Origin of the sequence: Devosia sp. Root436, from assembly GCF_001426345.1 — a bacterium.
Taxonomy (GTDB): Bacteria; Pseudomonadota; Alphaproteobacteria; order Rhizobiales; family Devosiaceae; genus Devosia.
On record NZ_LMEM01000001.1, the window covers coordinates 237,915 to 260,924 of the forward strand.

At 65.1% G+C, this 23,010-nt stretch carries 19 protein-coding genes; 5 read left to right on the forward strand and 14 right to left on the reverse strand.

Annotated elements, in window-relative coordinates:
• Positions 1-28 precede the first annotated feature (28 nt).
• Positions 29-1,489, reverse strand: coding sequence for a glutamate--tRNA ligase (gene gltX, locus ASD04_RS01285; protein WP_156461090.1), 1,461 nt, complete (start codon positions 1,487-1,489; stop codon positions 29-31).
• A gap of 35 nt (positions 1,490-1,524) precedes the next feature.
• On the opposite strand from gltX, the gene ASD04_RS01290 reads away from it, so the two are divergent.
• A complete protein-coding gene (locus tag ASD04_RS01290) occupies positions 1,525-3,633 on the forward strand; it encodes a ComEC/Rec2 family competence protein (protein ID WP_056251397.1) in 2,109 nt (702 codons plus the stop codon).
• On the opposite strand, the gene ASD04_RS01295 is transcribed toward ASD04_RS01290, so the two are convergent.
• From ASD04_RS01295 to ASD04_RS01310, 4 genes are read right to left on the reverse strand one after another with little or no spacing between them, the layout of a single operon-like run.
• The gene (locus tag ASD04_RS01295; protein WP_056251400.1) at positions 3,602-5,563 is read right to left on the reverse strand and encodes a beta-galactosidase; all 1,962 of its coding nucleotides are present in this window, start codon (positions 5,561-5,563) and stop codon (positions 3,602-3,604) included. The two genes, ASD04_RS01290 and ASD04_RS01295, sit on opposite strands and share 32 nt — an antisense overlap.
• A gap of 10 nt (positions 5,564-5,573) precedes the next feature.
• Positions 5,574-6,452, reverse strand: coding sequence for an SMP-30/gluconolactonase/LRE family protein (locus tag ASD04_RS01300; RefSeq protein WP_056251402.1), 879 nt, complete (start codon positions 6,450-6,452; stop codon positions 5,574-5,576).
• Entirely contained in the window at positions 6,449-7,060 is a 612-nt protein-coding gene (locus tag ASD04_RS01305; protein ID WP_082530961.1) for a 2-dehydro-3-deoxy-6-phosphogalactonate aldolase, read from the reverse strand. The genes ASD04_RS01300 and ASD04_RS01305 overlap by 4 nt, the downstream gene beginning before the upstream one ends.
• Before the next feature lie 7 nt (positions 7,061-7,067).
• Entirely contained in the window at positions 7,068-7,994 is a 927-nt protein-coding gene (locus ASD04_RS01310) for a 2-dehydro-3-deoxygalactonokinase (protein WP_082530903.1), read from the reverse strand.
• 273 nt (positions 7,995-8,267) lie between these two features.
• Here ASD04_RS01310 and ASD04_RS01315 point away from each other — a divergent pair, with 273 nt between their 5' ends.
• Positions 8,268-10,079: an IlvD/Edd family dehydratase gene (locus ASD04_RS01315; protein WP_056251410.1), complete on the forward strand. Its 1,812-nt coding sequence runs from the start codon at positions 8,268-8,270 to the stop codon at positions 10,077-10,079.
• A 244-nt stretch (positions 10,080-10,323) separates the two neighbouring features.
• Here ASD04_RS01315 and ASD04_RS01320 read toward each other — a convergent pair whose 3' ends face one another.
• The 9 genes from ASD04_RS01320 to ASD04_RS01360 form a co-directional block, all read right to left on the reverse strand.
• On the reverse strand, positions 10,324-10,536 hold the full coding sequence (locus ASD04_RS01320) for a cold-shock protein (RefSeq protein WP_056230464.1): 213 nt from the start codon (positions 10,534-10,536) through the stop codon (positions 10,324-10,326).
• 725 nt (positions 10,537-11,261) lie between these two features.
• Positions 11,262-11,975, reverse strand: coding sequence for a transcriptional repressor LexA (gene lexA / locus ASD04_RS01325; RefSeq protein WP_056251413.1), 714 nt, complete (start codon positions 11,973-11,975; stop codon positions 11,262-11,264).
• A gap of 107 nt (positions 11,976-12,082) precedes the next feature.
• The gene (gene glp / locus ASD04_RS01330; RefSeq protein ID WP_056251416.1) at positions 12,083-13,285 is read right to left on the reverse strand and encodes a gephyrin-like molybdotransferase Glp; all 1,203 of its coding nucleotides are present in this window, start codon (positions 13,283-13,285) and stop codon (positions 12,083-12,085) included.
• The gene (gene moaC / locus ASD04_RS01335; RefSeq protein ID WP_056251419.1) at positions 13,282-13,755 is read right to left on the reverse strand and encodes a cyclic pyranopterin monophosphate synthase MoaC; all 474 of its coding nucleotides are present in this window, start codon (positions 13,753-13,755) and stop codon (positions 13,282-13,284) included. Before moaC ends, glp begins: the two co-directional genes overlap by 4 nt.
• A complete protein-coding gene (gene trpC / locus ASD04_RS01340; RefSeq protein ID WP_056251422.1) occupies positions 13,755-14,567 on the reverse strand; it encodes an indole-3-glycerol phosphate synthase TrpC in 813 nt (270 codons plus the stop codon). Before trpC ends, moaC begins: the two co-directional genes overlap by 1 nt.
• Positions 14,564-15,586: an anthranilate phosphoribosyltransferase gene (gene trpD, locus ASD04_RS01345; RefSeq protein WP_056251425.1), complete on the reverse strand. Its 1,023-nt coding sequence runs from the start codon at positions 15,584-15,586 to the stop codon at positions 14,564-14,566. The genes trpC and trpD overlap by 4 nt, the downstream gene beginning before the upstream one ends.
• Complete coding sequence (locus ASD04_RS01350) at positions 15,583-16,182, reverse strand: aminodeoxychorismate/anthranilate synthase component II (protein ID WP_056251428.1); 600 nt, start codon at positions 16,180-16,182, stop codon at positions 15,583-15,585. The genes trpD and ASD04_RS01350 overlap by 4 nt, the downstream gene beginning before the upstream one ends.
• A 134-nt stretch (positions 16,183-16,316) precedes the next feature.
• Positions 16,317-17,825, reverse strand: coding sequence for an anthranilate synthase component I (gene trpE, locus ASD04_RS01355; protein ID WP_056251429.1), 1,509 nt, complete (start codon positions 17,823-17,825; stop codon positions 16,317-16,319).
• Between the two features lie 39 nt (positions 17,826-17,864).
• A complete protein-coding gene (locus tag ASD04_RS01360; RefSeq protein WP_056251432.1) occupies positions 17,865-19,736 on the reverse strand; it encodes a peptidylprolyl isomerase in 1,872 nt (623 codons plus the stop codon).
• A gap of 124 nt (positions 19,737-19,860) precedes the next feature.
• On the opposite strand from ASD04_RS01360, the gene tpiA reads away from it, so the two are divergent.
• From tpiA to ASD04_RS01375, 3 genes are all read left to right on the forward strand, one after another.
• Complete coding sequence (gene tpiA, locus ASD04_RS01365) at positions 19,861-20,616, forward strand: triose-phosphate isomerase (protein ID WP_082530962.1); 756 nt, start codon at positions 19,861-19,863, stop codon at positions 20,614-20,616.
• A gap of 108 nt (positions 20,617-20,724) precedes the next feature.
• On the forward strand, positions 20,725-21,201 hold the full coding sequence (gene secG / locus ASD04_RS01370) for a preprotein translocase subunit SecG (protein WP_056251436.1): 477 nt from the start codon (positions 20,725-20,727) through the stop codon (positions 21,199-21,201).
• 111 nt (positions 21,202-21,312) lie between these two features.
• Positions 21,313-22,941, forward strand: a complete 1,629-nt coding sequence (locus ASD04_RS01375) for a CTP synthase (protein ID WP_056251439.1) — start codon at positions 21,313-21,315, stop codon at positions 22,939-22,941.
• The last annotated feature ends 69 nt before the right edge of the window (positions 22,942-23,010 follow it).

A 23,010-nucleotide genomic window follows, 5' to 3' on the forward strand; every position in this document is an offset into this window, starting at 1 on the left:
GTAAGCAAGGCTTACCCTCCGATTAGCACTAGACAGCGCCGATTTGATCCTCAAGGCGAGCCATACTTTCGGCTCGTCCGATCAGCACCATGACTTCGAAAATACCCGGCGAAACAGTGCGCCCGGTCAGCGCCGCGCGCAGTGGCTGGGCCAGCTTGCCGAGCTTCAATCCCTTGGCCTCGGCCAGCGCCCGCATCGCTGCGTCGATAGCCGGCACCGACCAGTCGTTGAGGCCGCGCAGCGTCTCCGCCATGTCCTTGAGCACCGTCCGCGTGTCCGTGGTCAGCAGGGCCGCCGCCGCCGCATCGATAGCAAGTGGGCGTGACGCGTAGATGAACTGCGCCAGGTCGATCAGCTCCAGCACCGTCTTGGCGCGCGGCTGCAGCTCGGGCAAGGCGGTCAACACCGTGTCCCTATTGGCCGAAAGACCATCCACGTCCACCTGCCGGCCCAGCTCGGCGGCCGTGGCCAGCATCACGTCATAGAGATAGGCCGGTGCCGCTTCGCGGATATAGTGGCCGTTGATATTCTCCAGCTTGACGAAATCGAAGCGCGCCGCGCCCTTGTTGAGCCCTTCGAGGCTGAACCATTCCACCATCTGCTGGGTCGAGAAAATCTCGTCGTCACCATGGCTCCAGCCGAGGCGGGCGAGATAGTTGCGCAGGGCTTCGGGCAGATAGCCCATCTGCCGATAGGCCTCCACGCCCAGCGCACCGTGGCGCTTGGAGAGCTTGGCGCCGTCCGGGCCGTGGATCAGCGGGATATGGGCCATCTCGGGCACGGTCCAGCCCATGGCATTGTAGATGACGATCTGGCGGGCGGCATTGGTCAGGTGGTCGTCGCCGCGGATAATGTGGGTCACGCCCATGTCGTGGTCGTCGACCACCACGGCGTGCATGTAGGTCGGGGTGCCATCCGAGCGCAGGATGATGAAGTCATCGAGGTTCTCGGTCTTGAACACCACCTTGCCCTGCACATGGTCGTCGACCACGATATCCCCCGACAGCGGCGCCTTGATACGGATCACCGGCGCGACCCCGGCAGGCGCCTCGCCCTGGTCGCGGTCGCGCCAATAGCCGTTGTAGCGGGGGGGCTTGCCGGCGGCGCGGGCCTCCTCACGCATCTGGTCCAGCTCGGCCGGCGAGCAATAGCAGTAATAGGCGTGACCCATTTTCACGAGTTCATGAGCGATCTCGGCATGGCGGGCCGCCCGGCCGAACTGGCTGATCGGCTCGCCCTCCCAGTCGAGACCCAGCCATTTGAGCCCGTCGACCAGCGCCACCACCGCCGCTTCGGTCGAGCGTTCGCGGTCGGTATCCTCGATGCGCAGCAGCATCTTGCCGCCCTTGTTCTGGGCATAGGCCCAACTGAACAGGGCCGTGCGGGCGCCACCGATATGCAGGTAGCCGGTGGGCGAAGGGGCGAAGCGGGTGACGACCTGGGACATGAGACCGGAATGCTTGGAGGATTTGTGGGCCGTGTGTAGCATAGAGCGGCACGAGCGCAAGGGCGGGGGCGAAGCGGGTGCTGGAGGCCGAAACACGCGAGCGCGAAACCGGCACCGCGCCTGTGCCGGTGCGCGCGCCATTGCGGCGCCTGCGCCCCGCGTCGGCGGTGGACAAGGGCCTTGCCGATGCTGCGGTGGCGCGGCGTCTTTTCGTGCTGCTGCCCTTCGCCATGATCGCCGGACTTATTGCCTATGCGGCGCTGCCCTTCGAGCCGGCGCCGCAGGCGCTGGCCATGCTGGCTGCTGCTGCGCTGCTGCCGGCCGTGCTGCTGTGGCGTTCGCCCGGCCTGCCACTTGCCGGCCTGCTGCTGGCGGCCTGGGCCGGGTTCTGCCTGCTGCCGCTGCATGGGCTGTGGTTCGGCACCACCATGCTGACGCGCCCCGCCTACGGGCTCTATCAGGGCCGGGTGGACGAGATCGTGTCGGCCACCGATGAAAGCCGACGCATCATCGTTTCGGGCCTCGTCCCCCTGTCCGATGACCGGCCTGTCGATATTGCCCGCGCGCGGCTGGTGGTGCCGCCGCAGCCGCCGCTGGCGCCGGGCGATATCATCCGCGCCAACATGCGGCTGGCGCCGGTGCCCGGTCCGATCCTGCCGGGCGCGTTCGACGGCCAGTTCCACGCCTATTTCGCCGGTATCGGCGCCTATGGCAACGTCACCAGCGATTTCGCCCTGGTGAGCACCGGCGGGCCTGATCCGACGCGCGCCGTGGAAGGCCTGCGCATGGCTATCGGCAGCCGCATCGACGCGGTGCTGACGGGCCCGTCGGCCGCGATTGGCCGGGCAATGGTGGTGGGCGACCAGAGCGCCATCGATGACGCAACTCGCAAGGTCATGGCCGCCGCGGGGCTGGCCCATGTCTATTCGATATCGGGCCTGCATCTGTCCATCGTGGCGGGCGGCATGTTCTTCCTGCTGCGGTTGCTGCTGGCCGCGATTCCGGCAACGGCCACGCGCTGGCCGGTCAAGAAGATCGCGGCTGTCGGCGGCATTGTCGCGGCGGCCGGCTACCTGCTGCTGGCGGGCGGGCTGGCCAATGTGCCGGCCCTGCGCTCCACCATCATGCTGGGCCTGATCTTCGGCGCGGTGCTGGCCGGACGGCGGGCCTTGACCATGCGCAACGTCGCCATCGCGGCTTTGGCCATCATCGTCATCGATCCGGCCAGCGTCTTCCGCGCCAGCTTCCAGCTTTCCTTTGCCGCCGTGGTGGCGCTGATCGGCATCTACGAGATGCCGCGTCCGCCACCGGCTGGGGAGCGCAACTGGGGCCAGCGCCTGTGGGCCACCATCTGGGCCACCGCGATTACCAGCCTTATCGCCGGCACCGCGACATTGCTGTTTTCGGCCTACCACTTCCAGCAGACGGCGCCGCTGGGCGTGGTGGGCAATGTGCTGGTGCTGCCGGTGGTCAGCCTGGTCATCATGCCCTTTGCCGTGCTGTCGGTCCTCGCCATGCCGTTCGGGGTCGAGGCGCCGTTCATCATGGCGATGGGCTGGGGCATAGACCGCATGATCGACGGCGCCGTTCTGGTGGCCGGCTGGAGCGCGGGGCTGACCGGTAACCCATTGCTGACCGGTCTTGCCTTGATCATCGGCCTCGTGGCCTTGGCCTGGTTCGCCTTCCTCAACAGCTGGTGGCGGCTGCTCGGGCCGGCGCTGGCGCTGCCGCTGATCCTGCTGGTGGGTGTCGATCAGCGACCGGACCTGCTTGTCGCCGATACCACGCAGGCGGTGGCCTTGCGCACGGAAGCCGGCCTGGGGCTCATCACCGGCCGCACCGGCAGCTTTGCCACCGATGTCTGGAGCGAACACTATCAGGAGTCCATCGCGGCCATGGCGGAAGGGGTACGCTGCGACAGCCTGGGCTGTATCGCGACATCAGACCGTTTCTCGGTCGCGGTGGTGCGCAATGCGGCGGCCTTCGCCGAGGATTGCGGCCTCAATCAACTCGTCATCGCCCGCATCCGGGCGCCGGCGAATTGCACCGGCAGTCAGGTGATCGATGCCGACGCGCTGGCCGCGGGCGGCGTCCACTGGCTGCGCTGGAACGCGGCGGCGGGGCGGTTCGATATCCGCACCGCCATTCCCAATCTCACCCGGCCGTGGCGAGTCGTGCCACGGTGACACCGGCCGCCGGCATGTCGGCCGATCCGAGCACATAGCCGGCTTCGTCCTTGCTCGTGCTGAGCGTCGCGGGGCGCGAACCGTAGTTCACATAGACGCGGAAGCCGTCGCGGGTGCGGCAGCGCACGCCCGCGGGCAAAGCCAGCGTGGGCACATCGGCTTCGGCGATCAGGTAGTCCGCCACGCGCTGCACCAGTGCCTTGGTGCCGCTGGCGCCGAGATAAAACAGCTTGCCTTGCGATACCAGCACCGGCCAGCCTTCATTGTCCTCGATAACCACGTCGGCCCCGGTTTCGATGCGCTCGCGCCAGTGGCGCACCGCCCCGCCGCCGCCCCTGACCTCGACTTCCACTGCCGGATCGATGCTGTCGATCCGCGCCACTTTCACGTCGAGCAGGTTGGTCGGCAGGTGCGGCGCGAGCGCGGCCGGGATGGCGAAATTTTCGGTCTTGGAGCCCGAGCGCGGCCCGATCAGCAGGCGGCCGTCGAATTCGGTGATGGCGTGCCGCAGCGCGTCGTTCCAGGCGAACAGCGCCGGAATGGCGACGATGTCATAGCCGGCAAAGCTCCTGGTGCTCGGCGGCAGGATGTCGATGTCGATGCCGTGCTTGCGGAAGGCGGCATAGAGCGCCCGCACATGCGCGCCATGCGAAAAGCCCTTGGCCTGCGGCTGGATTTCCCAGGCCCATTCGCTCTGGTAGTCGAAGACGATGGCCACGCGCCCCTTGGCGGCATTGCCGCTGATGCCGACCGTCTTCAGCTCCTGGGCGACCTGGATGGCCTCGTGATAGGCCGGCGCCGGCTCGCTGTCGGGCCGCAGCAGGCCGGCATGCATCTGCTCCTGCGCGAACGGCGCCTGCCGCCAGCGGAAATAGGTCACCACTTCGGCACCGTGGGAGAAGGCCTCCCAGGCCCAGAGGCGGGCCATGCCGGACAGCGGGTCGGGATTGAACTGGGCCCAGTTCACCGGGCCGGGCTGCTGTTCCATGACCCACCAGCGGCCATGCCCCACGGCGCGATAGAGATCGTGGTGGAACGCCGCATTATCAGGATCGCCCTGGCGCATATAGAGGCGCTTGATCTCCTCCGGCTCGTCGCTGACGGCAAGATGGCCGATGGGATAGCTGTCCCAACTGGCGATATCGAGCGTTTCGGCCAGGTCGTAGTGGTCGAACTCGGTATAGCGCGACATGAAATTGTGGATGACAGGCAGGTCCGGGCGCCGGGCCTTGAGAATGTCGAACTGCACTTTGTTGAAGGCGGCAACCTGGTCGGATGAGTAGCGGCGGAAATCGAGGTCATGCGCCGGTGCCGCTTCGCAGACCAGCAGGTTGGGCAGGTCCACCTGGTCGAAGCGGTTATATTCCATCGACCAGAACACATTGCCCCAGGCCTCGTTCAGGGCATCGACCGTGCCGTACTTTTCGGCCAGCCAGCGCTGGAAGCCTTCCCGCGCGGCGGGCGAATAGGAATAGGTGGTGCCGTGGCAGCCATATTCGTTATCGGTCTGCCAGGCCCCCAGCGCCGGATGATCGCCAACTGCATCGGCCAGCAGGCGCGTGATGCGGCCGGCTTCCTCGCGATAGCCGAGATGGCTGAAATCATAGTGCCGGCGCGAGCCGAAACCCTTGCGGCGGCCCTGCGCATCGACCGCCAGCATGTCGGGATGCTTGTCCACCATCCAGCGCGGCGGTGTGGCCGTGGGCGTGCCGAACACGATCCTGAGCCCATGCCGCCCCAGCACGTCCATGGCGCGAATGATCCAGTCGAAGGTCAGCTTGCCCGGTTCGGGTTCCAGTTTGGACCAGGCGAATTCGCCGATACGCACCCAGGCGATGCCGGCCTCGGCCATGCCCGCGGCGTCGCTTTCCCAAACATCCTCGGGCCAGTGTTCGGGATAGTAGCAGACGCCGAGGGCGGGAGCGGTCATGGCAAAAGTCTCAGAGAACGATAGGGGCTTCGGGCTGGCCGGCGACGTCGACCGCGATGGCAAAGAGGCTCCCGGCATGCTTTTCGGCGGCAAGCTGCTCGGCACTCAGATTCTTGGCGGCCGTGGTGATGAACATGGTCTTGAGGTCCGGCCCGCCAAAGGCGGGGCAGGTGACCTGGCTCACCGGCACTTCCACGATCCGGTCCACCGAGCCATCCGGGGCGTGGCGCACCACGCAGGAGCCGCCCCAGCGGGCGTTCCACAGATAGCCCTCGCTATCCACCACGGCGCCATCGGGCCAGCCACGATGCCCGGCCACGTCGGCAAACAGCGTCCATTCGCCCACCGGCAGGCCAGTGGCCGGGTCGGTGGCGCATTGCAGGATCTTCTTGGTCGGGGTGTCGGTCCAATAGGCGATGCGGCCATCGGGCGAGAAGCAGGTGGCGTTGGGGATGCTTATGCCCGATTTGAGCGTGGTCAGCACACCCGCGCGATAATGGTAGACAGAGCCGATCGGCGCCTCCGCCTCGCTCTTGGTCATGGTGCCGATCCAGAACGCCCCGGAGGGATGGATGCGGCTGTCATTGGTGCGGGTGAGGGGATTGTCGGCTTCGATCTCGTTGATCCGGTTCATGCCGCCCGTCGCCAGGTCGAATTCCTTGAGCCCGGTTTCCGTCGCGAGTACCAGCATGTGGTCATCCACGATCGCCGCTGCAGCCACCGTTTCATTGAACAGCCAGCTATCGGCCACTTCGCCATCCATCGTTACCGCGAACAGTGTCTGCTCGTTGATATCGAAGAAGAACAATTGCTGGCGGCCGGCATGCCAGATCGGGCCTTCGCCCAGTTGGCACTGGCTGTCGAACAACAGGCTTGCGGTGGCGTTCATCGGGCTTTCCCCGCATCGTAGGCGGCGACGGCCGCAGCGGCGCGCTCGGCCACCTGGGCGGCGTCCATGCCGGGCTTGTAGATATAGGTGCCCAGCCCGAAGCCGGTGCAGCCGGCGGCGAAATATTCGCCGAAATTATCGGGATTGGCTCCGCCCACCGCATAGACCGGCAATTCGGGCGGTAGCACCGCCTTCATGGCCTTGATGCCCTTGGGGCCCAGCACTTCGGCGGGGAAGAATTTGAGCCCGGTGGCACCGGCCTTGATGGCGCGGAACGCATCGGTAGGGGTGAACACGCCGGGGTAGGACAGCATCTGCAGCCGCACGGTCTCCTCGATCACCTGCTTGTTGGTGTCGGGCGAAACGATGAAGGTGCCTCCGGCGTCCGAAACCGCCCAGACCTGTTTCTTGCTCAGCACGGTTCCAGCGCCGATGGCCGCCTGTTCGCCCAGCGCGTTGGAGGCCAGCGCGATCGATGTCAGCGCCTCGGGCGAATTGAGCGGCACTTCGATCATGGTGATGCCGGCCGCAATTAGCGCCTGGCAGACGTCCACCGTCTCGCCCGGCGTGATGCCGCGCAGGATGGCGATGATGTGGCGATGGTCCATGCTCATTTTACTCCCAGGCGACGAAGCTGCGCGCGGCCTTGAGGCCGGCGAGCACGATTTCGGTGGCGTCGCGGGTTTCGCCGCGGGCGCCGGTCATGCCCAGCACCTGCGCATAGAGCGCGCAGAGGATGGGCGAGCCGATCAATGGCACGGCCTGCTGGCCGATCAGATGACGGTTGCTGCCGATTTCGGTACCAATCAGCAGGCCCGAGAGGTAGCCGGCGCACCAATCAGGCTGGCGGCCCGAGAGCAGCGAGCCCGCCCGCACCTGGAACAGCATGCCCAGCAGCCGTTCGGGATGCTCCAATCCGGCCTCGGCGCCCGCCGCAAAGCCATCGGCGCGCTCGGGGCCGTCGAGATCGCCGTTGAGCGAGTGGCGCAGCACCGAATGGGTGCGCAGCACCTCGAACAGTTCGCCGGTCATCGCCGTCGAAAAGTGCTCGATGCGCGTGCCCGATAGCTGCGCCCATTTCGAATGCGTGCCGGGCATACAGACGATACCGGAAAATCCGGGTGTCAGTGCCGCCAGCCCCAGCAATTGGGTTTCCTCGCCGCGCATCACATTGTCGGCGCCGGCCTTCTGGCACACGCCGGGCAGGATGGCCGGGGCGATCCGCCCGTCGGGCATTGTCGGGCGCACGGCGCCGTCGAGCAGGCCGCGCAGGTCGGTGGGGGCTTCGAGATAGGGGGCTTCGAGCCATCCCTGGCGCGCGCCGGCCATGCCGCAGATCAGCACGTCGAGCGGACCGGGGCGGGCAGGGGCCACCCCGTCCAGCAATTGGGCCAATGCGTCGGGGAATTCCTCGCGTGCGAGCTTGCCCATGCCCTTGGGCGAGGTCTTCTCGAACGTCACCGCGCCGTTGGGGTCGATGCCCCAGGCGCGGAGGTTGGAGGTGCCCCAATCCACGGCAACCCAGTCTACAATTTCAGTCACTCATATCCCTCATCGCGGCTCGCCCGGCGCGGCGCGACCCTAGCGGCTGTGTCCTGTTTCAGCCAGCCCGATTCTGAGCGGAACAACAGCCCGGATTACCTGGCCTGGTCCCCTCGTTTGGTAAGATTTTCAGAGCGTTGGGAAATATCGGCAAGGCCGCTTCTCATTTGTATGATTTTTTCCTCGGAATCGCGTTCACTCTGGCGTAAGCCGTGCTAGAACGGCTCCAAACGGCGGGCATTTCGCGCCCCTCGGGTCCAAGAGGAAAATGACATGACTGCAGGCAATGGCCACGGCGATGCGCCCAAGAAATTGCGTTCGCGTGCCTGGTTCGACAATCCGGACAATCCCGACATGACGGCGCTCTATCTCGAGCGCTACATGAATTTCGGCGTGTCGCGCGAGGAACTGCAGTCGGACAAGCCGATTATCGGCATCGCCCAGACCGGCTCGGACCTCAGCCCCTGCAACCGCCATCACATCGTGCTGGCCGAACGCGTGCGCGAAGGCATTCGCGAAGCCGGCGGCATCGCAATTGAATTCCCGGTGCATCCGATCCAGGAAACCGGCAAGCGCCCCACCGCCGGTCTCGACCGCAACCTGGCCTATCTCGGCCTCGTCGAAGTGCTTTATGGCTATCCGCTTGATGGCGTCGTGCTCACCATCGGCTGCGACAAGACCACGCCCGCCATGCTGATGGGTGCGGCCACGGTCAATATCCCGGCCATCGCGCTGTCGGTCGGCCCCATGCTCAATGGCTGGCACAAGGGCGAACGCACCGGCTCGGGCACCATCGTCTGGAAGGCCCGCCAGATGATGGCGGCCGGCGAAATCGACTATCCGCAATTCATCGAGCTGGTGGCCTCGTCCGCCCCCTCGACCGGCTTCTGCAACACGATGGGCACCGCCTCGACCATGAATTCGCTGGCCGAAGCGCTGGGCATGCAGCTACCCGGCTCGGCCGCCATTCCCGCGCCCTATCGCGACCGCCAGGAAATGGCCTATCGCACCGGCAAGCGTATCGTCGACATGGTGCATGAGGACCTCAAGCCCTCCGACATCCTGACCAAGGACAATTTCCTCAACGCCATCGTGGTCAATTCGGCCATCGGCGGCTCGACCAATGCACCGATCCACATCAATGCCATTGCCAAGCATATCGGCGTGCCGCTCGATATCGACGACTGGCAGAAGCATGGCCACAAGGTGCCGCTGCTGGTCAATCTGCAGCCGGCCGGCGAATATCTGGGCGAGGATTTCTACCATGCCGGCGGCGTGCCCGCCGTGGTCAACGAACTGATGGGGCAGGGGCTGATCCGCGAGGGCGCGCCCACCGTCAACGGCAAGGCCATCGGCGAGAATTGCCGCGCCACGCCCATCCAGGACGACAAGGTCATCCGTCATTTCGACAACCCGCTCAAGGCGGAGGCCGGGTTCCTGGTTTTGCGTGGCAATCTCTTCGACAACGCCATCATGAAGACCAGCGTGATCTCGTCCGAATTTCGTGATCGCTACCTCAACAATCCTGACCATCCTGGCATGTTCGAGGGCAAGGCGGTGGTGTTCGACGGGCCGGAGGATTACCACCACCGCATCGACGATCCGGCGCTCGATATCGACGAGAACACGCTGCTGTTCATGCGCGGCGCCGGCCCCATCGGCTATCCGGGCGCGGCCGAAGTGGTCAACATGCGGCCGCCGGCCTATCTCATCAAGAAGGGCATCCATTCGCTGGCCTGTATCGGCGACGGCCGCCAGTCGGGCACTTCGGGTTCGCCCTCGATACTCAATGCCTCGCCTGAGGCGGCAGCCGGCGGCAATCTCGCCATCCTCAAGACCGGGGATCGCGTGCGCATCGACCTCAACAAGGGCGAGGCCGATATCCTGATCCCGGGCGAGGAAATCGCCCAGCGGCGTGCCGATCTCGAAGCGGCGGGCGGCTATAAATATCCCGGGCACCAGACGCCGTGGCAGGAAATCCAGCGCGGCATCGTCGGCCAGCTCGGCGAGGGCGCCATCCTCAAGCCGGCCGAGAAATACCAGCGCATCGCCCAGACCAACGGCGTTCCGCGCGATAACCACTGACCGACCACAAGGCCCGCACTGTGCGGGCCTTGTGCCTTCATGCCGGGACCCGGGCGGCTCCAACCGGCTTGGCCACTCAGGTCAGCATGTCCATGAGCGCCGCTCATTGCCGCCAATGTGGCGCCGACCGTCTCCCATTAGACGCGTGGTGCCAGCGACCGGCCAAAAAAAGACCACCACGTTTTTCAACGCGGTGGCCCTGATGCGAGCGGCGCCGAAGCGCGCTCGCCAGATATCGCTGAACCTAGAGCAGGGTCAGGTTGGTCGCCGATTCCTTGCCGTCACGGCCGGTCTCGAGCTCATAGGTCACCTTGTCATTCTCGTAGAGGCCCTGCAGGCCCGAACGCTGAACGGCGGAGATGTGGACGAAGGCATCCTTACCGCCATTTTCAGGCGAAATGAAGCCGAAGCCCTTGGTGGTGTTGAAGAATTTCACGGTGCCGGTGATAAGGGCCATGATAGTTTCCTTTTGCTCGTACCGAGCGGTTATCCGATGGCAACATGCCAAGGGGACATAACGTTCGCATGATCGAGAAGGAAGCCACGGACCGGCGCACCGGCGTCAGGCAGCCGACTTAGGCTGAAAACGTATGAGCTCTATGTGGCACGGAAACGGTCATTCCGCAAGATGTGTGCCCGTAAGAGTTTGCCGATACTTCGATTTTGCCGTTACAGCCGTACCCGCAAGTACTGTCAAGGTCACGACAACTTGCCGGAGTCGGCCCGCCTCGCTTCTGCCCGTGCGTGCCATCATCCGCTCGAAAGGGTGAGAAATGACAAGCGGCGGACCAGCGGACCACCACCCGACCATGCAACCGATCTCGTCGGCCGCCGAAAGCCAACGCTCTCGATCAGCCCTCGCTTTTGGCCGCCAATATCGTCCAGCGGCCGCTGGCACCGCAGCATCAGGCTGTCATTGTTGCGGATACCGACCACGGCGCCGACTGAGGACAATTCGCCTTCGAGCAGGCAATCAATGACCGCCGCTCCGGCCCCAGCTTCTCTTCCAGCCACGGCCGGCTTCGCAGACCGCGGTCGAATTGCCGGCATTGATGCCCGCGCCCGCCGAGAAGGTGACATCCCCGACTCAGCCTCGGGTTTCCTTCACGCTCGCCTCCCGGGCAAATGTCGGGCCGCACGGAAAAGCAACCAGTCCCGATGCCAGAAGCAGGGCGGGGCGCATCAGTATTTCCGCAACAGGCCGACCAGGCGCCCCTGGACCTTCACCCGGTCGGGCGGGAAGATGCGGGTCTCGTAAGCTGGGTTGGCGGCTTCGAGTGCCACGGTGTTTCCCTTGCGACGCAGGCGCTTGAGGGTAGCTTCTTCATCATCCACGAGAGCCACGATGATCTCGCCGGTGCTGGCGGCTTCCTGCTTCTTGATGAGCACGGTATCGCCATCGAAGATGCCCGCATCGATCATCGAGTCGCCGCGCACTTCGAGCGCATAATGTTCGCCGGCGCCCAGCATTTCGGGAGGCACCATGATGGTATGGGAATGGGTCTGGATCGCTTCGATGGGCGTACCGGCAGCGATGCGGCCCATGACCGGGATGGCGATGGGGCGCACATAATCCTCGGCGGCCGAGATACGCGAAGGCGGCGAGGCCACCTTGCCCAGATTGCCCTCGATGACTGACGGCTCGAAGCGCACCTTGCGGCCGCCAAGCGACGGGTTCATCGAATCCGGCAGCTTCACCACTTCCAGCGCCCGCGCCCGGTTGGGCAGCCGGCGGATGAAGCCGCGTTCCTCCAGCGCCGTGATCAGGCGGTGAATGCCCGATTTGGACGCCAGATCGAGCGCATCCTTCATCTCATCGAATGATGGGGGGATGCCGCTTTCCTTCATCCGTTCGTGGATGAACATCAGCAGCTCGTGTTGTTTGCGCGTGAGCATGGGCCCCTCGGGGAAAGAATCGGAACATAGACAGAACGACTATACGTGTTCCATTTATGTTCTGCAATATCTCTCTGCGCGAAGTAGTCTTGGCCTGCGCTCGACTGTCAGAAGACGTCGATGGGCAAGGCTTCGACAATTGAGCCGGCTGGCTGGCCCGGATCGTTTTCCGGCTGCACGATCAGCATGTCGGCGGCGGCAAGCGAGGATGTATGCCCGCTGTCGGTCTGGGCGATCGGCAGCAGGGCCGGTCCGCCCGCCGTGTGGAGCAACTGTGCCCGCATGAAGTGGCGGCGGGCTGTGTTGGGCGGGGTCGCTGCCAGCAGGGGCAGCCGCCAGCTCGGCGGTTGTGCATAGCCCAGCCACTGCCGCAAAGCCGGCCGTATGAAGACCAGTGCGGTCACCATGGCGGAGACCGGATTGCCCGGCAGCCCGAAAATCAGCGTCTTGCCGCGCGTGCCGAACATCAGCGGCTTGCCCGGCCGCATATTGATGCGCCAGAAATCCAGCGTCACCCCCAGTTCGACGAGGATGTCCTGGACGATATCGTGGTCGCCCACGCTGGCCCCGCCGGTGGTGACCACCACATCTGGCTCGCCGGCAAACACCGCTTCCAGCTTGCCGCGCAGTGCGTCGCGGTCGTCGCGGGCGATGCCGTGGTCGGTCACCTCGGCGGCATAGGGCGCCAGCAGCGGCTGGAGGCCGAAGCTGTTGGAGGCAACGATCTGGTCCGGCCCCAGAGCCGCGCCGGGCAATGCCAGTTCATCGCCGGTGGCCAGCAGGGCGATGCGGGGGCGTTTCGCCACCGTCAGCGTTGCCGCATTGGCCGCTGCAGCAACCGCCAGTTGCATCGCCGCCAGCCGCGTCCCGGCCTCGACCAGTGTCTGCCCGCGCGCAAAGTCATTGCCTAGCGCCCGCACGCTGTGGCTTGGCCGGGCAGGGGCGGTGAAGGAGACGAAGCCGCCATCCGCCACGGCCTGTTCCTGCATGATCACGGTGTCCGCTCCGGCGGGCACCGGCGCGCCGGTGAATATCCGCACCGCTTCGCCTGCCCCTAGCGTCCCGGCAAAGCCGGCCCCGGCCTGCGACGTGCCGACGATAGCCAGCCTATGGCCCGCCACCACGTCGGCGGCGCGCATGGCATAGCCGTCCATGGCGCTGGCATGGAATGGCGGCTGGTCGTGCGTGGCAACCACGGGCGCCAGCAGCACCCGCCCCGCAGCGTCGCCCAGGCTCACGCTTTCGACCACCGGTTCGGGCACCCGTTTGAGAATGGCGGCAATGGCGTCGTCGACCGGAAGCAGGCTCACCGGGTAAAATCGCCCGATTTGCCGCCGGATTTTTCCAGCAGACACAGTTCGCTGATGACCATGGCGCGGTCGATGGCCTTGGCCATGTCGTAAAGCGTCAGCGCCGCTGTGGACGCCGCCAGCAGCGCTTCCATTTCCACCCCGGTCTGCCCGGTAGTCTCCGCCGTGGCGTGGATAAGGATTGCCCCCTCGCCATCCGCCTCAATCTCAACCTCGACCTTGGTCAGCGGAATCGGATGGCAGAGCGGGATGAGATCGGATGTTTTCTTGGCCGCCATGATGCCGGCGACACGCGCCACTGCCAGCGCGTCGCCCTTTTTGAGCCCCCCGCCCATGATGGCCGCAATCGTCTCCGGCTGGGCCAATAGCCGCGCCTGCGCCACGGCGCGACGGCGCGTCACCGCCTTGTCGCCGATATCGACGATATGGGCCTCGCCCTTTTCGTTGAGGTGGGTCAGGCCCCCGGCCATCAGCGCACGGCCTGCGGCGCGCCCATCAGGAGGGCTCTTGTGGCGGCCGCCACGTCCTCCTGCCGCATCAGGCTTTCGCCGACGAGGAAGGTGCCGATGCCGGCTTCGTGGTCGAGCTTGACGATATGCTCGTGGTTGACGATGCCGCTTTCGCTGACCAGCAGCGTCCCCTTGGGCACGCCCGCAGCCAGGTTGACCGAGGTGTCGAGCGTGGTCTCGAAGGTGCGCAGGTTGCGGTTGTTGATGCCGATGAATTCGGCGCCCAAAGCCAGCGCGCGGTCCAGCTCGAGCTGGTCATGCACCTCCACCAGCGCATCCATCTTCCACTCCTCGGCCGCGTCCAGCAGGTAGCGCGCCACGTCGTCGCCCACGGCGGCGAGAATGATGAGGATGCAGTCGGCGCCCCAGGCACGGGCTTCGGCCACCTGATAGGTCTCGAACAAAAAGTCCTTGCGCAGGACCGGCAGGTTGGTCGCCGCCCGCGCCTCGATCAGGTAGCTCGGCGAGCCCTGGAAGCTCGGCCGGTCGGTCAGCACCGACAGGCACGCCGCCCCCGCCATTTCATAGGAGCGGGCGATCTCGGCTGGGTTGAAATCGGCGCGGATCAGCCCCTTGGACGGGCTGGCCTTCTTCACCTCGGCGATCAGTGCATAATGCCCCGCCGCCCGCTTGGCCTTGATGGCCCTGATAAAGCCCCGCGGCGGGGGCTGGTCATGCGCCTGCGCCACCACTTCGGCCCAGGGCCGCATGCTTTTGGCGGCTGCGATTTCCTCGCGCTTATAGGCCTCGATCTGCTGGAGAATATCGCTCATCGCTCTCGTCCGTTCGAAACCGCCACGAGGCGGGCGAGTTTTTCCTTGGCCTTGCCGCTGTCGATGATGCCGGCTGCCGCTTCGGCGCCTTCGCGCAGGTCGGCCACCTTGTCGGCCACGATGAGCGCGGCTGCTGAATTGAGCAGCACCACATCGCGATAAGCCCCCGGCGCGCCATCGAACAGCGCATGGATGGCGGCCGCATTATAGTCCGGATCGGCGCCAGCCAGGTCTTTGGCATCGTGGGTCTTGAGCCCCGCATCTTCGGGCGACACTTCAAAGCTCCGCAGGTCGCCATTGGCGATCTGCGCCACGAAGCTCGGGCCGGTCACGGTGATTTCGTCCAGCCCGTCGCTGCCATGCACCACCCAGGCCTTGATGGCCCGATTGGCGAGCAGGGCGGCGGCCACCGGCTCCACCCATTCCTGCGCATAGACGCCCAGCATATAGCGGCGCACCCCGGCCGGGTTGGATTGCGGCCCCAGCAGGTTGAACATGGTGCGCACGCCCATTTCGGCGCGCGACGGCCCGACATGGCGCATGGCCGGGTGGTGGCTCGGCGCGAACATGAAGCCGATGCCGGTCTGCCTGATGGTGTGCGCGATTTCCGCCGGCGTCAGGTCCAGCTTCACCCCCAGCGCCTCGAGCGCCTGCGACGAGCCCGATTTGGACGACAAAGCCCGATTGCCGTGCTTGGCGACCGGAATCCCCGCGGCCGCCACGACGATGGCGCTGGCCGTGGAAATATTGAGCGTGCCGCCGCCGTCCCCGCCGGTGCCGACGATGTCGATGGCATTTTCGGGCGCTTCCACCGGGATCATCTGCTCGCGCAGAATGGAGACCGCAGCGGCAATTTCGCCCACCGTCTCTCCCTTGATGCGCATGCCCATCAGGAAGGCGCCGATCTGGCTCGGCGTGGCTTCGCCGGCCATGATGATGCGCATCACGCCGCGCATTTCCTCGCCGGTCAGGTCCTTGCGGTCGGCGATCTTGTGGAGGGCTGCCTTGATATCCATCACGCGGCTCGCTTCTGGTTGAAGTCGCGGGCGAGGTTCAAAAAATTCTGCAGCAGCGCGTGGCCATTCTCGCTGGCAATGCTTTCGGGGTGAAACTGCACGCCATGCACCGGCAGGCTTTTGTGCTGCATCCCCATGATCAGCCCATCATCGGTCGTCGCGGTCACTTCAAGCACGTCCGGCAGGGTGTCCTGCTTGACGATCAGCGAATGATAGCGCGTCGCCTCGAAGTCGTTGTTGAGCCCACGGAACAGGCCCTTGCCATTGTGGTGGATCTTGGATGTCTTGCCATGCACCAGGTGCGGCGCGCGGATCACGTCGCCGCCCATGGCCTGGCCGATGGCCTGGTGCCCCAGGCAGACGCCCAGGATAGGCATGTCGGCCTTGAAGCGGTCGATCAGCGCGAGGCAGATGCCGGCCTCATTGGGCGTGCACGGACCGGGCGACAGCACGATGGCCTCGGGCGCCATGGCGGCGATTTCATCCAGCGTGATCTTGTCGTTGCGCACGACGGTAATATCGGCACCCAGCTCGCCCAGGAAATGGACGAGGTTGTAGGTAAAACTGTCGTAGTTATCGATGACGAGGGTTTTGGTCATTTCTGTTCCTCAGCAGGCTGTTTCTAACCACGAGGTCATTCCCGCGAAAGCGGGAATCTCCCGTCAGAACCAGCTCCGCCATCGCAACAGGAAGATTCCCGCTTTCGCGGGACTGACGTTGTGAACAAAACCCATCATTGCCCGATCCTCGCCTCGCCGGCATAGCGTAGCGCTTCCTCGGCGGCGCTGAAAAGGGCGCGGGCCTTGTTTTCGCATTCGAGCTGTTCGAGTTCCGGCTTGCTGTCGGCGACGATGCCGGCGCCCGACTGCACATAGAGCTTGCCGTCCTTGAGGATAGCCGTGCGCAGCACGATACAGGTGTCCATGGTGCCATCGGCGCCGAAATAGCCCACGCAGCCGCCATAGATGCCGCGCCGCGACTTTTCCAGCTCGTCGATGATCTCCATCGCCCGCACTTTTGGCGCGCCCGAAACAGTGCCCGCCGGAAACCCCGCGGACAGTGCATCGACGAAGTCATATTTCGGGTCCAGCACGCCCACGACGTTGGAGACGATGTGCATGACGTGGGAATAATATTCGAGGAAGAACTTGTCGGTGACCTTGACCGTGCCGGTCTTGGCCACGCGACCCACATCGTTGCGGCCCAGGTCGAGCAGCATCAGGTGCTCGGCCAGTTCCTTCGGATCGGCCAGCAGTTCTGCCGCCAGCTCGTGGTCCCGCGTCGGCGTGGCGCCGCGCTTGCGCGTGCCGGCGATGGGGCGGATGGTCACTTCCCCATCCTGCACCCGCACCAGGATTTCCGGGCTCGATCCGGCCACGGCGAAGTCGCCGAAGTCGAGGAAATACATATAGGGGCTGGGATTGGTCCGCCGCAAAGCCCGATAGAGCGCGGTCGGGGGCAGAGTGAAGTCGGCCTCGAAGCGCTGGCTCAGCACCACCTGGAAAATGTCCCCGGCGGTGATGTAGTCCTTGGCCTTGGCCACCATGCCGAAATATTCGTCTTTCGAGGTGTTGCTGGTGACGGCCATGGATTCGAGATCGGGCAGGGCAGGGGCAGTCGGCATGGCTTGCGTCAGCCGCGCAATGGCGTCGTCGATCCGGGCTTCGGCTGCCTCATAGGCCTGTCTTGCCGATACGCCCGCCCGAACATAGACCGGCGCGGTGAAATAGAGTTCGTCCTTGAGCGTATCGAAAATCGCCAGCAGCGAGGGCCGCATCAGCATGGCTTCAGGCGTCTGCAGATGGTCCGGGTTGCTGTCGGGCAGCTTTTCCATATAGCGGACCATTTCATAGCCCAGGAACCCGTAGATGCCGGCCGATTGCGGCGGCAGCCCCTCGGGCACCTCGATCTTGCTGTCCGCCACCAGGTTGCGCAGCGCATCGAGCGGCAGGTCGGGCAGGGGCTCGAACGCCGTCTCGTCGATCTGCGCCTTCAGGTTGATCCTCGCCGTGCCGGCTTCGACCTTGAGCATCACGTCGGGCTGGCTGCCGATGATGGAATAGCGGCCCCGCGTCGTCCCATCCTGCACCGATTCAAGCAGGAAGGTATTCTTCCGGCCCTGCGCGAGCTTGAGATAGGTGCCGACAGGCGTTTCCAGATCCGCCACAATGCGACGCCAGACGATCTGCGACTTTCCAGCATCGTATTGCTCGGAGAAGCGCTGATAGAAGTCGTCGCCCATCGTTGTCGTGTCCAGTTGGGGTAAGGCCCGGCCTGCCGGTTACAGGCCGGTATTGAGTTCCAGCACCTGCTGCAGGGCCTGCTGGTTGATGACCATGCGGGCGTCATCGCGGATGGCGGTTACGAAGTCGCCATAGACGCCGATGCGGGCCTCGTTTTCGAGGCTGGCATTGGCGGCCTCTTCCAGCGGGCCTTCGGCCGGGGTGAGGTCGGTCACCTGGAAGACGATGAATTCGCCCGACTGGCTTACCGCCGAGCCATGATGGCTTGCGTCGCCGGCAAAGGCAGCCGAAGCGACCGTCGCATCGATGGTGCCGTCCTCCGAGCCGAAGCGGGTGAAGGGCGCGCTGATCTGCGGGAAGACGCTGTAGGACGCCGCCACGTCGGCCAGCGCCTCGCCATTGTCGAGGCGGGTCACGGCATCCTTCTGGGCGGCCATGAGCGCGTTGTTGACGCGCTCGGTGGTCATGGTCTCGGTCAGTTGATCGCGCACTTCGTCCAGCGTCTGGTCGCGGGCCGGTTCGACTGCATTGAGGTCGAACCACAGCGTGCCATTGCCGGCCAGCGGGATGCCTGCGGTCAGCGCGCCCTGTTCGGCCTTGAAGATGGCCTGGCTGACGCGCGGCACGTCCTCGGCGGCGCGATCGGAGATCACGTTCAGTTCCGCACCGCCCGAGGTTACGTCGGCCTCGTAGAGGTCGAGCCCGAAGCGCTCGGCGATCTCAGGCAGCGGCCGGAACGCGGCACGCAGTTCCTCGATCTGGTCCTGCACGTCGGCAACTTCGTTGCGGGCCTCGGCCAGCGCCAGATTGTTGGCGACCTGGTCGCGCACTTCGGCCAGCTCAGGCACGCCACCGGCCTCGATGGCCGAAACATGCACGGCGCGCTTGCCGGCAACGCCGTCGATCACCGCAAAACCGCCATCCGCCAGCCCGAAGGCTGCCGAGGCGAGGCCCGCATCGAGAATATCGGCCTGCGCCAGCGTGCCCAACTCGGTCGGGGTCAGGCCGGCTTCGCTCACCAGCGTCTCGAACGGCGTACCGGCAACCTTGCCGGCCTCGAAAGCGGCAACCTGGTCGGCATTGAGCACCACCTGCTGGAGCGTGCGCCGCTCCGCCTTGCTCAGCGTTGCCTTGGTGCGCTCGTATTCTGCGGCGATCGCGTCATCCGAAATGGTCTTGGTAGCCGCCAGGTCCGCCGTCGACAGGCGCAGCATCTGCACATTGCGGGTTTCGACCGTGCGGAACTCGGCCTGGTGCTCGCTCAGATAGGCGGCGAGCTCTTCTTCCGTCGGCGCGGCCGGGGTTTCGACATTGGTTTCGGCCAGTGCGAAATATTCGATCGTGCGCTGGTCCGCCGCATAGCGGTTGACCAGGTTCGACGCCGTCTCGGGCAGTTTGGTGTCGCCAAACAGGCTCAGGATGAGCTGCTGGCGGCGTGCCGCATCGCTCTGGTCCTCGAAATATTCGGCCTCGGTCAACCCGCTCATCTGCAGCACCTGGCTGAAGCTCTGCGGATTGAAGGCGCCCAGCGCATTCTGGAACGACGGATCCTCGCGCAGCATCTGGCTCAGCTTGCTCTGCGACACGCCAAGCCCGAAGCCTTCCGCCATCTGGTCGAGCGCTGCGTCCTGGGCCAGGTTCTGCAACACCATGGAGGGAATGCCCAGATTGATGGCATCCTGCGCCGTCGGGACCGAGCCGAGCTGCTGGGCGACCTGGTTGACCTGGTTCTGGTAGGCACGCAGGAACTGGCGCGACGTAATGTCCTCGCCGCCCACCTTGGCCACAGTATTGCTGCCCAGGTCGGCGATGACATTGTTGATGCCGAAGCCGGCCAGGCCGACCAGCAGCAGCCCCCCCATGACCTTGCCGGGCCAGGATTTTGCAAAAACACGCAAACTATCGAGCATCTGAGACGTTCCAGTTGGGCAACACCAGGCTTTACCGCAGCAGCGGGAGGGCACTAGTAATCCATTTTGACAGCCGGGGTTAGGGCAAACCTTGCCCCGGTGCAAGAGGCAGCAGGAGCAAAGAGTGACAACGACAATAACGCCGCTGATCGCAGGGAACTGGAAAATGAACGGCCTGCGGGCGTCGCTGGACGAGCTGACGGCCCTTGCCGGCATGATGACGACGGGCGACGCGCCGCGTGCCATGGTCGTGATCTGCCCGCCGGCGACCATCCTGGCTGCCGTTGCCCGGCAGGGCGCCACATCGGGCATCCTGGCCGGCGGGCAGGATTGCCACCCGGCCGCCTCTGGCGCCCATACCGGCGATATTGCTGCCGGCATGCTGGCCGATGCCGGTGCCCAATATGTGATCGTCGGCCACTCCGAGCGGCGGGCGAGCTATGGTGAAACCGACGATCTGGTGCGCGCCAAGGCGGAAGCCGCCATCGGCGCGGGCCTCAAGCCGATCATCTGCGTCGGCGAGACCGAGGCCGAGCGCGATGGCGGGCAGGCCGACGCCGTGGTTGCCCGCCAGTTGGCCGGCTCCATTCCCGATGCCGGCGGCCAGCACGATGTCATCGTCGCCTATGAACCCGTCTGGGCCATCGGCACCGGCCGCACCCCCGGCAATGACGACATCGCCCAGATGCACAATTCGATCCGCCGCCAGCTCGTCGACCGTTTCGGAGACAAGGGCCAGGCCATCCATATTCTCTATGGTGGCTCGCTCAAGCCGCAGAATGCCCGCGAAATCCTGGCCATCGACAACGTCAATGGTGGTCTCGTCGGCGGCGCCAGCCTCTTGGCAAAGGACTTCGCGACCATTATCTCGGCCGTATAGCGACGCTGGTGCTGCAGGCTGGCCGGAAAATCCGGGCGGCCTCTGGCATTTGCGGCGTGAGGCGTGTATGACGCCGCATCCTTTGAAGACCAATTTGACTGAGACACGATGGCAAACGTCCTGATTGTGGCCTATCTGCTGATCGTCCTGGCGCTGATTGCGGTGATCCTGCTGCAGCGCTCCGAGGGCGGCGCATTGGGCATTGGCGGTGGTGGCGGCGGCGGGTTCATGACCGCGCGCGGGTCTGCCAATCTGCTCACCCGCACCACGGCGATTCTGGCGACCCTGTTCTTTGCCACGGCGATCGGCCTCACCGTGCTGTCCGAACTCGATCGCGGCACGTCGGGCATTCTCGAAGGCGCTACCGTCAACGCGGATGGCACGACGCCGACCAACGTTCTCGACGCGCTGAACGCCTTGCAGCCGGAAACCCCGGCCTCCGACCTCCCGGTGCCCACCACCGATGCCGCGCCGGCTGCCCAGGCCCCCGCAGCCGATGCTGCCACCCCCGATGCGACCAGCGACCTGCCGGTGCCCCCGGCGGAAACGCCGACCGATGAGCCGGCCGCTCCGGCGACCAACTAACCGCCGCAAGGCGAACCGAAAGAGGGGGATGGAAACATCCCCTTCTTCTTTTTGTGTAGAGCGCATTGCGCGCTCTACGAATCGACGCTGATGTGATTAAGGTGAACGCCCATGGCTCGGTACGTATTCATCACCGGAGGCGTGGTCTCCTCATTGGGTAAAGGTCTTGCATCGGCGGCGCTCGGCGCGGTCCTGCAAGCGCGCGGCTACAAGGTCCGCCTGAGGAAGCTCGATCCCTATCTCAACATCGATCCGGGCACCATGTCGCCCACCCAGCATGGCGAAGTCTTCGTCACCGACGACGGCGCAGAGACCGACCTCGACCTGGGCCATTACGAACGCTTCACCGGCCGCGCCGCCACCAAGCGAGACAACATCACCACCGGCCGCATCTATTCCGATATTCTGGCCAAGGAGCGGCGCGGGGAATATCTCGGCGCCACCGTGCAGGTCATTCCGCACGTTACCGACGCGATCAAGAATTTCGTGGTGGAAGGCAATGAGGACTTCGACTTCGTCCTGGTCGAAATCGGCGGCACGGTCGGCGATATCGAGGGCCTGCCCTTCTTCGAGGCCATTCGCCAGCTCGGCAACGACCTGCCGCGCAACCATGCCTGCTACCTGCATCTCACGCTGATGCCCTACATTCCCTCGGCCGGCGAGCTCAAGACCAAGCCGACCCAGCATTCGGTCAAGGAACTTCGCTCCATCGGCATCGCGCCGGACGTGCTGCTGGTCCGCTGCGACCGTCCCATTCCCGATGGGGAAAAGAAGAAGCTATCCTTGTTCTGCAACGTGCGCGAAAGCGCCGTGATCCAGGGCCTCGATGTCGGCTCCATCTATGACGTGCCGCTGGCTTACCACAAGGAAGGGCTGGACCGCGAAATCCTGGCCTCGTTCGGTATCACCGATGCGCCCGAGCCCGATCTCAGCGCCTGGGACGATGTTTCGGCTCGCCTTCACAATCCCGAGGGCGAGGTCAATATCGCCATTGTCGGCAAATATACCGGCCTCAAGGACGCCTATAAGTCGCTCTCCGAGGCGCTGACTCATGGCGGCATCGCCAACAAGGTCAAGGTCAACCTGCAGTGGATCGATAGCGAAGTCTTCGAGCGCGACGACCCGGCGCCCTATCTCGAACATGTCCATGGCATCCTGGTGCCCGGTGGCTTCGGCGAGCGCGGTTCGGCCGGCAAGATCGAGGCGGCCCGCTTCGCCCGCGTCAAGGACGTGCCCTATTTCGGCATCTGCTTCGGCATGCAGATGGCCTGCGTCGAAGCGGCCCGCAACACCGCTGGCATCAAGAATGCCTCCTCCACCGAATTCGGTCCCACCAAGGAGCCGATCGTGGGCATGATGACCGAGTGGACCAAGGGCAACGAGAAGGAAAGCCGCGCGGCCGAGGGCGACCTCGGCGGCACCATGCGTCTGGGCGCCTATCCGGCCCAGCTCACGCGCGGCTCGCGCGTCGCCGATATCTACGGCTCCACCCGCATTTCCGAGCGCCATCGTCACCGCTACGAGGTGAACATGGATTACCGCAAGCTGCTCGAAAAGAATGGCCTGCTGTTCTCCGGCGTCTCGCCCGACGGCAAGCTGCCCGAAATCGTCGAGCGCACCGATCACCCCTGGTTCATCGGCGTGCAGTTCCATCCGGAACTGAAATCCAAACCCTTCGAACCCCACCCGCTCTTCGCCAGCTTCATCGCCGCCGCGATGGACCAGAGCCGGCTGGTCTGACCCTTGCCTCTCCCTTCGGGGGAGAGGTCGGCGCGCGGCGCCGGGTGAGGGGGCCTTGGTGCAGCTCGA

Excerpts from the sequence above, each read along its gene's own strand:
- secG (WP_056251436.1), top strand. The coding sequence starts at position 20,725 with ATGGCAAACGTCCTGATTGTGGCCTATCTGCTGATCGTCCTGGCGCTG.
- ASD04_RS01300 (WP_056251402.1), bottom strand. The coding sequence starts at position 6,452 with ATGAACGCCACCGCAAGCCTGTTGTTCGACAGCCAGTGCCAACTGGGC.
- ASD04_RS01320 (WP_056230464.1), bottom strand. The coding sequence starts at position 10,536 with ATGGCCCTTATCACCGGCACCGTGAAATTCTTCAACACCACCAAGGGC.
- trpC (WP_056251422.1), bottom strand. The coding sequence starts at position 14,567 with ATGAGCGATATTCTCCAGCAGATCGAGGCCTATAAGCGCGAGGAAATC.
- ASD04_RS01305 (WP_082530961.1), bottom strand. The coding sequence starts at position 7,060 with ATGGACCATCGCCACATCATCGCCATCCTGCGCGGCATCACGCCGGGC.
- ASD04_RS01315 (WP_056251410.1), top strand. The coding sequence starts at position 8,268 with ATGACTGCAGGCAATGGCCACGGCGATGCGCCCAAGAAATTGCGTTCG.
- trpE (WP_056251429.1), bottom strand. The coding sequence starts at position 17,825 with ATGGGCGACGACTTCTATCAGCGCTTCTCCGAGCAATACGATGCTGGA.
- moaC (WP_056251419.1), bottom strand. The coding sequence starts at position 13,755 with ATGGCCGGGGGCCTGACCCACCTCAACGAAAAGGGCGAGGCCCATATC.
- ASD04_RS01360 (WP_056251432.1), bottom strand. The coding sequence starts at position 19,736 with ATGCTCGATAGTTTGCGTGTTTTTGCAAAATCCTGGCCCGGCAAGGTC.
- ASD04_RS01375 (WP_056251439.1), top strand. The coding sequence starts at position 21,313 with ATGGCTCGGTACGTATTCATCACCGGAGGCGTGGTCTCCTCATTGGGT.
- gltX (WP_156461090.1), bottom strand. The coding sequence starts at position 1,489 with ATGCTACACACGGCCCACAAATCCTCCAAGCATTCCGGTCTCATGTCC.
- lexA (WP_056251413.1), bottom strand. The coding sequence starts at position 11,975 with ATGCTCACGCGCAAACAACACGAGCTGCTGATGTTCATCCACGAACGG.
- ASD04_RS01350 (WP_056251428.1), bottom strand. The coding sequence starts at position 16,182 with ATGACCAAAACCCTCGTCATCGATAACTACGACAGTTTTACCTACAAC.
- ASD04_RS01295 (WP_056251400.1), bottom strand. The coding sequence starts at position 5,563 with ATGACCGCTCCCGCCCTCGGCGTCTGCTACTATCCCGAACACTGGCCC.